This is a genomic window from Winogradskyella undariae (assembly GCF_013285155.1).
Taxonomy (GTDB): Bacteria; Bacteroidota; Bacteroidia; order Flavobacteriales; family Flavobacteriaceae; genus Winogradskyella; species Winogradskyella undariae.
Window position 1 is genome coordinate 192318 of the sequence record NZ_JABTEL010000002.1, and the last position, 14007, is coordinate 206324.

Below are 14007 nucleotides of genomic sequence, written 5' to 3' on the forward strand. Positions count from 1 at the left end.
TTAGTTATTGATTTTATTTTTCTTCAAGGTCCAAATTTATTGGAACGTAACGTTTGTATAAATATGTGTTTTCAGCTTCATTGGTAATTAAAAGGCGTTCAGAAGTTGCTTCTAAAACAGTTTCTTTCCATTTTGAATATGGAGTTGTGTAATAGATATTTAAATCATTATCTTCAATTTTTAGTTGAATAGCTTCTGCATCATCAGATGCGTAATACGTATCATTTATTCCAGGTGTTAATTTTTTTCTAAAACCTTTTAAACTATCATTTACACTAATGAAATCTATTGTTTCATTGTATTTATATTCTTTTTTACTACCATCTGCCATAGTAACTTCTTGAATTTCCCAATAACCTTGTAGGTGTTCTATATTCGCTTCTTGATTTTTAGAACAGCTTAAGATAACAAGACAAATGAGCCAGAAATAATTTTTCATAATTTAAACATTTTATAAGATTGATGAGTTTGTTTTATCACATTTTCAGTTCGCTCTGCATGTGTGTCGCTAATAAAAATCTGACCAAAATGTTCGTCATCTACGAGATTAATAATTTGCGCGACTCTGTTTTCATCTAATTTATCAAAAATATCATCTAAAAGCAGAATAGGCGAGACGCCACTTTGTTGTTTTATAAAATCGAATTGCGCCAATTTTAAAGCAATTAAAAATGATTTTTGCTGTCCTTGACTTCCAAACTTTTTAATCGGAAAATCATCAATTAAAAATACTAAATCATCTTTATGTGTACCAACACTAGTGTAATGTAAAGCTCTATCTTTATTTATAGCATTGGTAAGTAAATTCTTTAATTCATTATCAAACAAATCACTTTTATATTGTAAGTCAATTACTTCTTTACTTTGACTGATGGCTTCATATCGCTCTTTAAAAATAGGAATAAAGGTTTTTAAAAAAGCATCTCGTTTTTTAAATATTTCAGTTCCGTAAGAGTGAAGTTGTTCGTTATATATATTAAGTGTGTCTGAATTAAAGGTATTGTTAAGTGCAAAATATTTTAAGAGCGCATTTCTTTGAGCTAATACCTTATTATAATTAATAAGTTCTAATAAATAGTATTTATCACTTTGCGAAATAACGCTGTCAATAAATTTACGTCGTGTGTCGCTACCTTCTATTATAAGGTCGCGATCCGCAGGCGAAATAATAACCAAAGGAATAAAGCCAATATGCTCGCTAAATTTTTCATAAGCTTTAGCATTTCGTTTAATTACTTTTTTTTGTCCACGCTTTAAAGAGACAATAATTTTTTCTGTACGTTCGTTTTTAGTGAAATTTCCATCAACCACAAAAAACTCAGCATTATGGTTGATATTTTGAACGGCAATAGGATTAAAGTAGCTTTTTCCGAACGCTAAATGATAAATTGCATCTAAAGCATTTGTTTTTCCAATTCCATTGGCACCTACAAAACAATTGATTTTGGCGTCGAAATCGAAAACTTGACTTTCAAAATTTTTATAATTAACTAAAGATAGAGAGTTTAGATTCATGAAAACTTGACGTTATGCTTGGTTTTACTGCTGTAAAGGCACATTTGAGTGAGTTTTTAATTATTCAAAAATAACAAATAAATAGGCTTTAAAATCCCAATAAAAATTTTATTTTTGCGCACGCACAAAATGACAGATTATGGCAACGTATAAGAAAAGAGGCTACAAACCTAAAACTAAAAAGGAAAAAGAGCAAGAGGAAATTATCGATGATAGTCACTCTACAACAGCTGAAGTATTTGATACTTTAGATGAAGGTGCTTCTAGAACTGAAGAATGGGCTGTAGCAAATCAGAAATATATTTTAGGTATTGTTGGAGCTATTGCTGTAGTAGTATTAGGATATTTAGGTTACAACAAGTTAGTATCAGAGCCACAACAAAAAGAGGCTATGAACGAAATGTACACAGCTAAAAAGTATTTTGACGATGCTGTTAGTGGTATCTCTTCAGATTCACTTTACAAAATGTCTTTAGAAGGTGGTGAAGGTAAATATGGTATGTTAGATATCGTTAGTGAGTATGGCGGAAGTCCTGCAGCTAACTTAGCAAACTATTACGCTGGTATGGCTTACTTAAACTTAAAAGATTACCAGAATGCAATTACTTATTTAAGTGATTTTTCTAGTGATGATAAAATGTTAAGTCCTATTGCTAAAGGTGGTATTGGTGATGCTTTTGTGCAATTAGATCAAAAATCTGATGCCTTAGGATATTACGAAGAAGCTTTTAAAGCTAACGTTAATGATTTTACAACACCTTTATACTTAATGAAAGCTGCACGTGTAGCTATTAGTTTAGGTGAAAATGATAAAGCTTTAAAATATTTAAAGCGTATTAAAACTGAATTTTCTGCTTCAACTGAAGCTAAAAAAGTAGATGTTTTAATAGGAAAAGTAGAAGCAAGCTTATAATATATGGCAACTGCAAATCATAATTTATCGGAATACGATAAAACAACAATCCCAAACGCGAAAGATTTTCGGTTTGGGATTGTTGTTTCAGAATGGAATGACGAGGTTACAGAAGGTTTATGGCAAGGTGCGTTTGACGCTCTTTTAGACTGTGGAGCAATTAAACAAAACATTGTTCGTTGGAATGTGCCTGGAGCATTTGAGCTTACTTACGGTGCAGCCAGAATGAGTAAAAGCATTTATGCTAATTCTGGGATGTTAGACGCAATTATTGTTATAGGTTGTGTTATTCAAGGAGAAACGAAACACTTCGATTTTGTTTGTGAAGGTGTTACTCAGGGTATTAAAGATCTTAATGTAAAAGGAGATATTCCTGTTATTTTCTGTGTACTTACAGATAATAATAAGCAACAATCTCTTGATCGCTCTGGTGGAATACATGGAAATAAAGGCACAGAAGCTGCAATCGCTGCTATTAAAATGGCCACTTTACGTAAAGACTCAGAATAAATTAAGTTCTCTTTATTGTTTATATAAAGATTACAATTTTTAAAATAATCCACATCAATTATACTATTGGTGTGGATTATTTAATTTTAGATACTAAGTACTGCCATTCTACTCTTGGCACCCTTTTTGTTAATAATTTTAAGGAATCCTTAAGGGTTATTTCCTTGTATTTTCAGTACTTTTGAGATTAATCAAGTTTAAATTTAGAGTCATTTGTTTAAGCAAAGAAAAAATAAACGTTTTACTTACAAATCTCAACTTCAGGATTCCGATAAAAGCAAGTCGAAAGACGACTTCGAAACATTATGGAATGAAGCTAATGTTGGTAATAAACAACGTGGTAGTGCTTTAAAATCGTTACCCATACAGATTATTATCTTAGTTTTAATTTTTGTTTTAATTTATATCCTTGACGGATATATTAAATAAGAATACTATGGGGTTAATGAAATTAAAAAAAAATAAAAAGTATAACTATAAGCCAAGATATTATAAAGGTGATGGTAATCCTTTTGAGCTTAAACATAAGTTTGATGATCATAGAACAACGGTAAACCCTGAAAAGGGAATTAAAGGGAAATTTAATGCCGCTATTGACGATTATAGATACAATCAAGATGATAGTGTTAATAAGCGCGTCATTATTATAGTAGCAATATTAGTACTGTTATTTTTGTTTATTATTGGTTTTGATCTTACAATATTTTTCCCAAATAACTAATGTCAGATATTATTCAGCTTTTACCCGACCATGTTGCTAACCAAATTGCAGCTGGTGAGGTCGTTCAACGTCCAGCTTCTGTAGTTAAAGAGCTACTAGAAAATGCTATTGATGCTAATGCTACAGAAATAAAACTAATTGTTAAAGACGCAGGTAAAACACTCGTTCAAGTTATAGATAACGGAAAGGGCATGAGTGTTACTGATGCTCGCTTAAGTTTTGAGCGTCATGCTACTTCTAAAATTAAAAGTGCAGAAGACTTATTTCTATTAAATACAAAAGGATTTAGAGGAGAAGCTTTAGCTAGTATTGCGGCGATTGCACATGTGGAGCTAAAAACAAAACAGGCGGACGATGATTTAGGAACCACTATTGAAATAGAAGGGAGTGTTATTAAAACTCAAGAAGTTTCAGTAACACCTACCGGAACATCAGTGGCTGTGAAGCATTTGTTTTTTAATATTCCAGCAAGACGAAACTTTTTAAAATCAGATACTGTAGAATTACGTCATATTACAGATGAATTTCATCGTGTGGCTTTGGCACATCCTAATATTGCATTTTCATTTTATCATAATGGAAGTGATATGTTTAATGTACCAGAAGAGAATTACAGACAACGTGTTGTTCATATTTTTGGAACTAAAACGAATGAAAAATTAGTGCCTGTTGAAGAAGAAACTGAAGTTTTAAAAATTTCAGGATTTGTCGGTAAACCCGAATTTTCTAAGAAAACAAAAACTGAACAATTTTTCTTTGTTAACCAACGCTTTATAAAAAGTCCATATCTTAATCACGCTATAAAATCGGCTTACGAAGGTTTGCTAAAGGATAGTTATCATCCTAGTTATTTTTTGAATTTAACAGTAGACCCTAAAACGATTGATATAAATATTCATCCTACAAAAACAGAAATTAAGTTCGATGATGAACATACGCTTTATGCCATTTTAAGAGCAGCTGTTAAACATAGTTTAGGACAGTTTAATATTGCTCCGATTTTAGATTTTGAGCATCAAACAAATAATTTAAATACACCTTATGAATATAAGGATAAGTCGGCTTCAACACCTGCTATAGAAGTTGATCGTAGTTTTAACCCTTTTGCTGATGACTCTGGTTCAAGAATATCTGGTAATGGAACAAGACAATCGGCTAAGAGTCCTAATACCGGATTTAAATCGGTTCCAACAGCATCATGGGAAAGTTTATATGTTGGTTTAGAATCTAAAGGAAATAATTCTGAATCAGATTTTAGTCAAGTAACTTTTGAAAGTGAAGCAAAGGATACTTCTATTTTTGAAGATGCTTCTATTGAAACTACAAAAACAACATTTCAATTACAGCAAAAATATGTTGTAAGTACTCTAAAATCTGGGATGTTAATTATTGATCAAAATAGAGCACATCAACGTATCTTGTATGAGAATTTCTTAAAGCATATTACAATTAAAGAAGCGACAAGTCAGCAATTATTATTTCCGTTAGAATTACATTTTACACCTAGCGAGATTAATATTATTGAAGATTTAAAGTCCGATTTAGAGCATACAGGTTTTGTGTTTTCAGAGTTAGAAAATAAAACGGTAACCATAACAGGGGTTCCTGTAGGAGTACCAGAAAGTGAAGTGTCTATTATCTTAGAGCAATTGATTAGTGATGTAGAAAATGATGTGCCTGATGCCAATTTTAGTTCTACAGATTTATTAGCTAAATCTATGGCTAAAAGTTTAGCGATTAAAAACGGTCAATCTTTAAATAGTACAGAACAAGAACATATGGTAAATAGTTTATTTGCCTGCAAAGAACCTAATGTATCACCAGCTAATAGACCAACATTTATTACTATGGCTGTTGATGATATTGAAAAAAAATTCATGTAATTTATGAGACAAGGAATAACAGATGCTGTAAAGCATTTATTGATTATAAATGTTGTAATGTTCATAGGAACTATGACAATTGGAAATGGTGAAGCATTTTACCAATGGTTTGCGTTGTATTTTCCTCAGAATCCAAATTTTCAACCGTGGCAAATTTTAACTCACATGTTTATGCATGGTGGTTTTATGCATATTGCTTTTAATATGTTTGCATTATGGATGTTTGGTACTGCTGTAGAGCAAATATTTGGCTGGAAGAAATTTATTATATTTTATTTGCTTTCTGGTTTTGGAGCTGCTTTAATTCAGCTTGCATTTTTGTATTTTCAGTATAACATGGGGTTGACAACTTTAATAGATTCAGGCGTTTCTCAAACAGAAGTTGTTAGTATTTTAAGTGAAGGAAAATACAGTACTGCTTGGGTACCACTTTTAGGTGATCAGTTTGATAGTTTTGTAAGTGCATTTAATGGAACTATGGTTGGTGCTTCTGGTGCTATAATGGGGGTTTTAGTAGCTTTCGGAATGTTGTTTCCTGAGTCTAAATTGATGCTTATTTTCTTACCTGTGCCTATAAAAGCAAAGTATTTTATTCCTAGTATTATTGCCTTAGATTTATTCTCTGCAATTTCAGGTAGTTCTATATTTAGCCCTAGTAATACTGCTTTTATGGCACACGTTGGTGGTGCACTTACAGGTTTTCTTTTGATGTATTTTTGGAAGAAAAATGAAAATGATAAATACCGTTGGAACTAATTATGAGCACTTTTGATGATTTAAAATATAAGTTTAAGAATCTCGATGTTTTCGGTAAAATAATCGCCGTTAATGTTGTTGTATTCTTCATTGGTCTCATTTTTAAATCTTTATTAAGGTTTAATTTGTTTACCTATTTTGAACTGCCGTCTGGTATTATGGACTTTGTTTTTCAACCGTGGTCACTTATGACTTATGGTTTTCTGCATAATGGATTATTTCATATTGCATTTAACATGTTGTTTCTTTATTATTTATCTCAAATCACAACAAATTTATTTCGCTCAAAAATGATTCTAAATGTTTATTTTTTAGGAATTATTTTCGGTGGTTTAGCCTATTTAGCATTTAATAACTTATTACCATCATCTCTGGTAGGAGGTAATGGTGTATTGGTTGGTGCTTCTGCAGGTGTAAGTGCGTTATTAATTTTTGTAGCAGCTTATATGCCTAATAGTGAAATTAGGTTGTTTAACATGTTTAATGTAAAATGGAAACATGTTGCGATGGTTATTGTTGGTCTCGATTTAATTAGAATAATTATGGGGATTAATCAGGGAGGTTATGTAGCTCATTTTGGGGGGTATATTTTAGGTTATTTCTATGCAACCCAGTTAGTAAAAGGAACAGATATAGGAACCGGTTTTGAGCGTACTATGGATAAGTTTATGAATTTATTCAAACCCAAATCAAATCTAAAAACAGTTCATAAAAATAAGACTAAAAAGACGACTGTTAATAAGACTAAAAAGGATACTAGCGCGTTAGATAAACAGAAGAAAATAGATGTAATTCTCGATAAAATTAGTAAAAGCGGTTACGAAAGTTTAACGGCAGAAGAGAAGGCATTTTTATTTAAAGTGGGTAAAGATTAAAAGAATGAAGGGTCTAAAGTTAGGTAGTAAAATCATCTTTTTTATCAATTCGTTGGTGGCATTTTTATTGCTTATATCTTATGTTTTACCTTATATTCCACCAAATAATTTTGCTTCATTATCAGTCTTAAGTTTAGGAGTTCCATTACTTATTTTATTTAATATTATTTTCTTTTTATATTGGTTACTTCGTGTAAAGAAGCAATTGCTATTATCATTGTTTGTTTTATTATTAGGGTGGAATCATATAAACTCAATGTATCATTTTTCTTCTTCAGAACATGTTAAGGATGATTCTGATTTTTCAGTAATGTCTTTTAATGTTAGACTTTTTAATAAGTTTGAATGGTTACCTAAAAAGACAATTAAAGAAGATATTTTAACTTTTATAAAGAAAGAACAACCCGATATTTTATGTCTTCAAGAATATAGAACATCAGAAGCTATTGATTTAGAAGGTTACTTTAGTTTTAATGCTAAACCTACTAAAGGTGTAAAAGGAGGTCAGGCTATTTTTTCAAAATTTTCAATAGTAAATTCGGGTTCTCTTGAATTTCCTAACACCTATAATAATGCCATTTTTGTAGATATTGTAAAGCAAAAAGACACGATTAGAGTTTATACAATGCATTTACAATCATCCGGAATTCAAACCGATGTAGAAAAGCTTAAAGAAGAAACATCAGATCATTTGTTTAAACAAGTAAGAACTACATTTAAGGCGCAACAAGATCAGGTTGAACTATATCTAAAGCATAAGTCAAAATCTCATTATAAAACAATTGTAACAGGTGATTTTAATAATACTTCTTATTCTTATATCTATAGAAAGGTAAAAGGGGACGATTTAAAAGATACATTTGAAGACGAAGGTGAAGGGTTTGGTAGAACTTATGATTTTAAATTCTTCCCAATGCGAATCGATTTTATTTTAGCTGATAAGGATTTTATAGTCAATAGCTTTAAAACGTTTGATGTTAAATTATCGGACCATTATCCTATTAAAACAACTTTAAAATTACCGTAATTACATTAGCGAACAATCTGCAATGTCCGCAATAATGTGTATTACTAATCCTAAGCCTATAAGTCTTGTTTTCTTTGGTATCAGTAATATTATATAGAAAACAATGGCATAATAGCTGTGAAGTGGGTGAAAATTAATGCTACAGCGTCGCGGATCAAAGATAGGATTGGCCAATAGATGATCTAAATCTATGAGCATCCCTAAAAGCATAATTCCATAAGCCTTTAACCAATATGACTTGTAAAATAGAATAGCAATCACCAATGGTAATCCAAAATGTATACCGTAATGGATAGTAGATTGTAGCATCTTTTTCTTGTTGAATTATTATTTTAAACTTCTTATAAAGTTAAGCAGATAACACGTTTCTAATTAAATAAAGATTTAGATACTTGGTAGCTGTTGTCGTTTTAAATACAATTCTGTATTTGGACCTTCATTAAATAAAAGGTCTAAAATACTCAGGTTAGGAATAAATCCGTGTTTCTCAGTAAATACTTGTGTGTAGGGTTGAAGTGATTTTACCTCTGCATTGCGTTTTACTAACTTTCTAAAGTCTGTTTTGTCAACAGGATTTTTTTCAAAATCAGTAGTGAACTCTGGTTTTATGTCTAATTGTATGCAATTTGCAATGACTTCAAAACTCTTCAAATTATAATCTAATATATAATTGAATTGTGTTTCAAAAAGTGGCATTAAATCATCTATATAATACTCAAAAAAAGGAGACATACTATAAGCCGATTGTAAAGACTTTAGTAGTAAAGGTTGCCATTGCTCTTCATTTGCAATTTTTACATCTTTATATAGTTGTCTGTTCTTCTGACTATAATTAACAGGTACAGTTAAGGCTAACTTACCGTTTGCACCATAGATTTCAACACGGTTTCTATATGATTGTTTTTGGTAATTATCACTCACTTCAAAACACACCGTATCAGAATTAACTATGGTTAAAAATTGAGCAACGTTAGGAAAACAAGTCGGGTATATAAGACTTTTCAAAATCTAGCTTTGTTTAGCTTTTTTCTTTTTTCTCCATTTGTTGAAAAAAGTAATTACTAAGACAAGTACAATAAAAGGAATTAAATAAGATGTTCTTTCATTACCTCCGCTAACGGTTGTAAAAATTCTATCCCATCTAAATTTCCAGTTTTTAACACCATCATTAATACCGTCAATACTCATCCAGATGAATACAGGTTTACCAAAAATATGATCGTTAGGTACAAATCCCCAATATCTACTATCAATAGAATTGTGTCTGTTATCTCCCATCATCCAATAGTAATCTTGTTTAAAAGTATAAGATGTTGCAGGTTCGTTATCAATAAAAATTTGATTACCTCTAGTTACAACTTCGTGACCTTCGTATTCTGAAATAGCACGTTTGTATATCGAAATGTTTTTAGTATTTATTTGTAAAGTTTCACCAGCTTTAGGAATCCACAGTGGTCCAAAGAAATCGGGGTTCCAATTGTAATTAGGATCTCTAGGGAAAATATTATCTCTTATACCTTCAGTTTCTTTAAATGGTACAATTGAAGCCACTTCAGGGTGTAATCTAAGCTTTGCAACAGCTTCATCTGTTGCAGCAGGGATTTTATAAGAACCTTCAGTAGAACCGTAACCTAAACCGTCTGTAATGTCATATTTTTTTAATATTTCTATTATTCTTGCAGGCTGTAATTGACGTTTAAAAGTGATGTCATAAGAAAATTGAAGGTGCGACCTTGGAGGTAGTTTGTTCTGTACTCCATTGATATACACATAACCATTTTTTATTTCTAAAGTATCACCAGCAACACCAACACATCGTTTTACTAAGTTGGTTTTTTTATCAATAGGCTTGTAGTAATTTCGTGCTGGATTAAAATTATTCATATCCAGCAATGTATCTGCAGGTTGATTAAATACCACAATATCATTACGCTCAACATTTTCAAAACCTGGAAGTCTTAAAAAAGGTAATTGAAGTTTATTAATCCAAGATGTTTTTCTTTCTTCAAAATTATCGTTGAATAAATATGATTTTTTTCCTAATACAGGAATTGTATCATGTACCATTGGTGCACCAACAGTAGTCATTGGTGTACGAGGTCCGTAATGTAATTTACTTACAATAAGGAAATCTCCGACTAATAAAGATTTTTCTAAAGATGAAGAAGGAATTACAAAAGGTTGAAAGAAATACGTGTGAACAATGGTAGCTGCAACTATGGCGAATAGGATAGAGGTTATCCATTCTCCTGTACCTGTTTTAGGTTTTAAGACTCTATTTTCAATGTAATTTACATCTGCGACATAGTTAAGGTAATACAAATAAAAACCTAGAGTAACAATACATAAAAGGGCATCTAACTTTGTGTCTTTTCCGTAAGCACGAGCAGTTTCTACCCAAGAAGCCGGAATCATTATAAGGTTTACAATTGGTAAAAACATCAAAATAACCCACCACCAAGGACGAGAAATTATTTTCATTAATACTACAGCATTGTAAATTGGGACAAATGCTTCCCAAGGTTTCTTGCCAGCTTTAATGTATAGTTTCCATGTTCCTAAACCATGAATAATTTGTATAATTACTATAAAAATAAACCACTGTGTCCAGCTCATAACTTTATATTTTGTCTAAATGTGTACTGCCAATTGAAGTTCTAAAAAAAAATATTTTTGAATTTCAACTGTTATAATTTTGAAATTATTTGAATTCATTAATTTACGTTTGCAAATTAACCAATGTTTAATACATCTTTCATAGTAAAGATGCCTTTTTTATCTTTAATCCATTCTGCGGCAATTACTGCTCCCATAGCAAAACCTTGTCTACTGTGTGCCGTATGCTTAATACTTATAGAGTCAATCTCTGAATTATAGGTGATTTCGTGAGTACCAGGAACTCCTTCAATACGTTTTGCATCGATATGGATTTCATTAGATTTAGGATCTTCTAACGTCCAATTTTTATAATTGGTTTGTGCTATAATTTCTTCGGCTAAAGTAATCGCTGTTCCACTTGGAGCATCTAATTTCTGGGTGTGATGAATTTCTTCTATTTCTGTAGTGTATTCATTAAAGCCCGACATTAATTCACTTAATCGCTTATTGATTTCGAAAAAAATATTAACACCTAAACTAAAATTAGAAGCATATAGAAATGTTCCGTTTTTAGAATTACAATAATCTACAACATCATCATATTGATCTAGCCAACCTGTTGTTCCTGAAATAACTGGAACTCCAGCATCTAAAGCCTTTTTTATATTAGATACAGCTGCTGTTGGAATACTAAAATCAATAGCAACATCAGCATCAGAAAAGTCTTCATTAGAATCTGTGTTAGATACTTTAAGTACGATACTATGGTTGCGTTCTATCGCTATAGCTTCAATGCTTTTTCCCATTCTGCCATAACCGAGTAAAGCTATTTTCATATTAAAATTTATAATTAAGTGTTAGCCCTAAGTCTCCGGTGTTTTCCAATTGGTTATATTGGTAATGCGGACTTAAGCTTAGATTTTCATCGACATTAAATTGAAGTAAATGCGCATCTATATTTGCATCTAAAATATTTAAGGCATAAAAACCAAGGGTGACTAAAAGCGATAATTCTTTGTTTTTTCTAAATTGTTCTTGTGCTCTAATAAGTCCGTCGTCTGAAATTAAATCATAGAACTCGTCATCTTTAAAACCAGCCAAACGTCTTTTGTAAGCATCTCTATAACGATCATATTGTTTATCGTTTTTAGAATAAAAGTAGATACTTGTACCAATTGCACCCCAAACAATAGGGATTTTCCAATATTTTTTATTGTATGCTTGTCCTAAACCTGGTAGAATAGCAGAATAAAAAGCCGCTTTAGAAGGGCGTAAAGGATCAATTTCTTTTTTTGTTAAAATAGAATCGGTAACTATAAAAGGACTTTCTTTTAAATCAATACCAGTGCTGTCTTTTTCTTTTTGAGAAAATGATAATAGCATTGAAAATAAGCATAGTATAAGACTGTAAAAACCTTTATTTGTCACGCTGAACTAATTTTTTAATCCGATTAAAATCTTCTTCAGAATGAAAAGGGATCGTTATTTTACCACTTCCATTCTTAGCTACTTTAACGTCTATTTTGTGTCCAAAGTATTCCGAAAAATCTTTAACTCCACTGGTAATATTCTTTGGAATTTCTAATTCTGGTTTTTCAGGCTTAGAAGGTGTATCAGAATTTAGATTTTTTATTAATTGTTCTGTAGCTCTAACTGAAAGTTTGTTAGTGATTATTTTTTCATAGACATCAAGTTGGTCTTCCGGACTTTTAATATTAACCATCGCTCTACCGTGACCCATACTTATAAAACCATCTCTCATTCCGGTTTGGATTATCGGATCTAATTTTAATAAGCGTAAGTAATTAGCAATCGTAGATCGTTTTTTTCCGACACGTTCACTCATTTGTTCTTGTGTTAATTGAATTTCATCAATTAAACGTTGGTAGGATAAGGCAATTTCAATAGGATCTAAATCTTGACGCTGAATGTTTTCTACCAATGCCATTTCTAAAGACTCTTGGTCATTAGCTATTCTTATATAAGCAGGTATAGCATCTAAACCAATTAATCTAGAAGCTCTAAAACGACGTTCTCCAGATACCAATTGGTATTTGTTAAAAGCTAATTTTCTAACAGTTATAGGTTGAATAACACCAAGTTCGCGAATGGATGAGGCGAGTTCTTTAAGTGAGTCTTCATTAAAATTTGTTCTAGGTTGAAAAGGGTTGACCTCAATACTTTCTATATCGAGTTCTACTATGTTACCAACCACTTTATCAGCATTTGTATCTTCTGCAGAATTTATATCATTCTCAGGATCCTTCAATAATGCTGAAAGTCCACGTCCTAATGCTTGTTTTTTAATTGCCTTGGCCATTTATTATAATTCGTTTTTCTTTATAAGCTCTTTAGCTAAATTTAAATAATTTACTGCTCCTTTACTAGTTACGTCATAGTTTATAATGCTTTCACCATAACTAGGTGCTTCACCTAAACGCACATTACGTTGTATAATGGTATCGAAAACCATATCGCTAAAGTGTTTTTGTACTTCTTCTACAACTTGGTTTGAAAGGCGTAAACGTGAATCAAACATAGTAAGTAATAAGCCTTCAATATCTAACGATGCATTATGTATTTTTTGTACACTTTTAATAGTATTTAACAGTTTACCTAAACCTTCAAGTGCAAAATATTCGCATTGGATAGGTATAATTACAGAATCTGCAGCTGTTAAAGCATTCAATGTTAGTAAACCTAGAGATGGAGCACAATCAATTAGAATGTAATCATATTCAGATTTTAAGTCTACAATTGCTTTTTTAAGCATGTATTCTCTTTGTTCTTTATCTACAAGTTCTATTTCGATAGCTACAAGATCAATATGTGCAGGCAGTATATCTACATTTGGAGCATTGGAAGCTACAATAGCTTCTTTTGCGGTAGCCGTATGTTCTAAAACTTGATATGAACCTATTTCAACAGCATCTACGTCAAGACCTAAGCCAGAACTAGCATTGGCTTGTGGATCTGCATCGATAAGTAGAACCTTTTTCTCTAGTGCACCTAAAGAAGCGGCTAAATTTACTGAGGTTGTGGTTTTGCCAACACCTCCTTTTTGGTTTGCTATCGCAATGATTTTGCCCATTTTATATATTGGATTCAGTTAATACCTTCTCATGTTATCGTCTGAGAGCCAATAAGCCTTGCTAGAAAGCAAAAGCTACGTCATTTCAGAGCCGAATAATTCCATAATAAGTCCACGG

General features: G+C 31.5%; 17 protein-coding genes. 8 read left to right on the forward strand and 9 right to left on the reverse strand.

Translation table 11 applies throughout. The features are described from left to right. Nucleotides 1-13: 13 nt before the first annotated feature. On the reverse strand, nucleotides 14-439 hold the full coding sequence (locus HSX10_RS03125; RefSeq protein WP_173586749.1) for a lipocalin family protein: 426 nt from the start codon (nucleotides 437-439) through the stop codon (nucleotides 14-16). Then, nucleotides 436-1515 (reverse strand): DNA replication/repair protein RecF, encoded by a 1080-nt coding sequence (gene recF, locus HSX10_RS03130; protein ID WP_173586750.1) that lies wholly within the window; start codon nucleotides 1513-1515, stop codon nucleotides 436-438. The genes HSX10_RS03125 and recF overlap by 4 nt, the downstream gene beginning before the upstream one ends. A gap of 139 nt (nucleotides 1516-1654) precedes the next feature. On the opposite strand from recF, the gene HSX10_RS03135 reads away from it, so the two are divergent. The 8 genes from HSX10_RS03135 to HSX10_RS03170 all read left to right on the forward strand — a co-directional run bounded on the left by HSX10_RS03135 (nucleotide 1655) and on the right by HSX10_RS03170 (nucleotide 8200). Further along, nucleotides 1655-2428 carry a tetratricopeptide repeat protein gene (locus HSX10_RS03135; protein WP_173586751.1) on the forward strand — a complete coding sequence of 258 codons (774 nt, stop codon included), beginning with the start codon at nucleotides 1655-1657 and terminating at the stop codon, nucleotides 2426-2428. Nucleotides 2429-2431: 3 nt separating this feature from the next. Then, the gene (ribH, locus tag HSX10_RS03140) at nucleotides 2432-2938 is read left to right on the forward strand and encodes a 6,7-dimethyl-8-ribityllumazine synthase (RefSeq protein ID WP_173586752.1); all 507 of its coding nucleotides are present in this window, start codon (nucleotides 2432-2434) and stop codon (nucleotides 2936-2938) included. A gap of 213 nt (nucleotides 2939-3151) precedes the next feature. Beyond that, the gene (locus tag HSX10_RS03145) at nucleotides 3152-3367 is read left to right on the forward strand and encodes a hypothetical protein (RefSeq protein WP_173586753.1); all 216 of its coding nucleotides are present in this window, start codon (nucleotides 3152-3154) and stop codon (nucleotides 3365-3367) included. 7 nt (nucleotides 3368-3374) lie between these two features. Next, nucleotides 3375-3659, forward strand: coding sequence for a riboflavin synthase subunit beta (locus tag HSX10_RS03150; protein ID WP_173586754.1), 285 nt, complete (start codon nucleotides 3375-3377; stop codon nucleotides 3657-3659). Further along, on the forward strand, nucleotides 3659-5542 hold the full coding sequence (gene mutL, locus HSX10_RS03155; protein WP_173586755.1) for a DNA mismatch repair endonuclease MutL: 1884 nt from the start codon (nucleotides 3659-3661) through the stop codon (nucleotides 5540-5542). Before HSX10_RS03150 ends, mutL begins: the two co-directional genes overlap by 1 nt. A 3-nt stretch (nucleotides 5543-5545) precedes the next feature. Further along, a complete protein-coding gene (locus HSX10_RS03160) occupies nucleotides 5546-6298 on the forward strand; it encodes a rhomboid family intramembrane serine protease (protein ID WP_173586756.1) in 753 nt (250 codons plus the stop codon). 2 nt (nucleotides 6299-6300) lie between these two features. Further along, on the forward strand, nucleotides 6301-7173 hold the full coding sequence (locus HSX10_RS03165; RefSeq protein ID WP_173586757.1) for a rhomboid family intramembrane serine protease: 873 nt from the start codon (nucleotides 6301-6303) through the stop codon (nucleotides 7171-7173). Nucleotides 7174-7177: 4 nt separating this feature from the next. Beyond that, a complete protein-coding gene (locus HSX10_RS03170) occupies nucleotides 7178-8200 on the forward strand; it encodes an endonuclease/exonuclease/phosphatase family protein (protein ID WP_173586758.1) in 1023 nt (340 codons plus the stop codon). Here HSX10_RS03170 and HSX10_RS03175 read toward each other — a convergent pair whose 3' ends face one another. From HSX10_RS03175 to HSX10_RS03205, 7 genes are all read right to left on the reverse strand, one after another. Further along, complete coding sequence (locus HSX10_RS03175) at nucleotides 8201-8509, reverse strand: DUF6122 family protein (RefSeq protein ID WP_173586759.1); 309 nt, start codon at nucleotides 8507-8509, stop codon at nucleotides 8201-8203. Between the two features lie 75 nt (nucleotides 8510-8584). Then, nucleotides 8585-9205, reverse strand: coding sequence for a WbqC family protein (locus tag HSX10_RS03180; protein ID WP_173586760.1), 621 nt, complete (start codon nucleotides 9203-9205; stop codon nucleotides 8585-8587). A gap of 3 nt (nucleotides 9206-9208) precedes the next feature. Next, nucleotides 9209-10816 (reverse strand): signal peptidase I, encoded by a 1608-nt coding sequence (lepB, locus tag HSX10_RS03185; protein ID WP_173586761.1) that lies wholly within the window; start codon nucleotides 10814-10816, stop codon nucleotides 9209-9211. 116 nt (nucleotides 10817-10932) lie between these two features. Then, nucleotides 10933-11634: a 4-hydroxy-tetrahydrodipicolinate reductase gene (gene dapB, locus HSX10_RS03190; RefSeq protein WP_173586762.1), complete on the reverse strand. Its 702-nt coding sequence runs from the start codon at nucleotides 11632-11634 to the stop codon at nucleotides 10933-10935. A gap of 1 nt (nucleotide 11635) precedes the next feature. Then, nucleotides 11636-12181 carry a DUF5683 domain-containing protein gene (locus HSX10_RS03195; RefSeq protein WP_217363223.1) on the reverse strand — a complete coding sequence of 182 codons (546 nt, stop codon included), beginning with the start codon at nucleotides 12179-12181 and terminating at the stop codon, nucleotides 11636-11638. Nucleotides 12182-12215: 34 nt separating this feature from the next. Continuing rightward, on the reverse strand, nucleotides 12216-13118 hold the full coding sequence (locus HSX10_RS03200) for a ParB/RepB/Spo0J family partition protein (RefSeq protein ID WP_173586764.1): 903 nt from the start codon (nucleotides 13116-13118) through the stop codon (nucleotides 12216-12218). Nucleotides 13119-13121: 3 nt separating this feature from the next. Further along, nucleotides 13122-13889, reverse strand: a complete 768-nt coding sequence (locus tag HSX10_RS03205; RefSeq protein ID WP_173586765.1) for a ParA family protein — start codon at nucleotides 13887-13889, stop codon at nucleotides 13122-13124. Nucleotides 13890-14007 lie beyond the last annotated feature (118 nt).

Coding starts and splice junctions, on each gene's coding strand:
- HSX10_RS03125 (WP_173586749.1), bottom strand. CDS start 439: ATGAAAAATTATTTCTGGCTCATTTGTCTTGTTATCTTAAGCTGTTCT.
- recF (WP_173586750.1), bottom strand. CDS start 1,515: ATGAATCTAAACTCTCTATCTTTAGTTAATTATAAAAATTTTGAAAGT.
- HSX10_RS03135 (WP_173586751.1), top strand. CDS start 1,655: ATGGCAACGTATAAGAAAAGAGGCTACAAACCTAAAACTAAAAAGGAA.
- ribH (WP_173586752.1), top strand. CDS start 2,432: ATGGCAACTGCAAATCATAATTTATCGGAATACGATAAAACAACAATC.
- HSX10_RS03150 (WP_173586754.1), top strand. CDS start 3,375: ATGGGGTTAATGAAATTAAAAAAAAATAAAAAGTATAACTATAAGCCA.
- mutL (WP_173586755.1), top strand. CDS start 3,659: ATGTCAGATATTATTCAGCTTTTACCCGACCATGTTGCTAACCAAATT.
- HSX10_RS03160 (WP_173586756.1), top strand. CDS start 5,546: ATGAGACAAGGAATAACAGATGCTGTAAAGCATTTATTGATTATAAAT.
- HSX10_RS03165 (WP_173586757.1), top strand. CDS start 6,301: ATGAGCACTTTTGATGATTTAAAATATAAGTTTAAGAATCTCGATGTT.
- HSX10_RS03170 (WP_173586758.1), top strand. CDS start 7,178: ATGAAGGGTCTAAAGTTAGGTAGTAAAATCATCTTTTTTATCAATTCG.
- HSX10_RS03175 (WP_173586759.1), bottom strand. CDS start 8,509: ATGCTACAATCTACTATCCATTACGGTATACATTTTGGATTACCATTG.
- lepB (WP_173586761.1), bottom strand. CDS start 10,816: ATGAGCTGGACACAGTGGTTTATTTTTATAGTAATTATACAAATTATT.
- dapB (WP_173586762.1), bottom strand. CDS start 11,634: ATGAAAATAGCTTTACTCGGTTATGGCAGAATGGGAAAAAGCATTGAA.
- HSX10_RS03195 (WP_217363223.1), bottom strand. CDS start 12,181: ATGCTATTATCATTTTCTCAAAAAGAAAAAGACAGCACTGGTATTGAT.
- HSX10_RS03200 (WP_173586764.1), bottom strand. CDS start 13,118: ATGGCCAAGGCAATTAAAAAACAAGCATTAGGACGTGGACTTTCAGCA.
- HSX10_RS03205 (WP_173586765.1), bottom strand. CDS start 13,889: ATGGGCAAAATCATTGCGATAGCAAACCAAAAAGGAGGTGTTGGCAAA.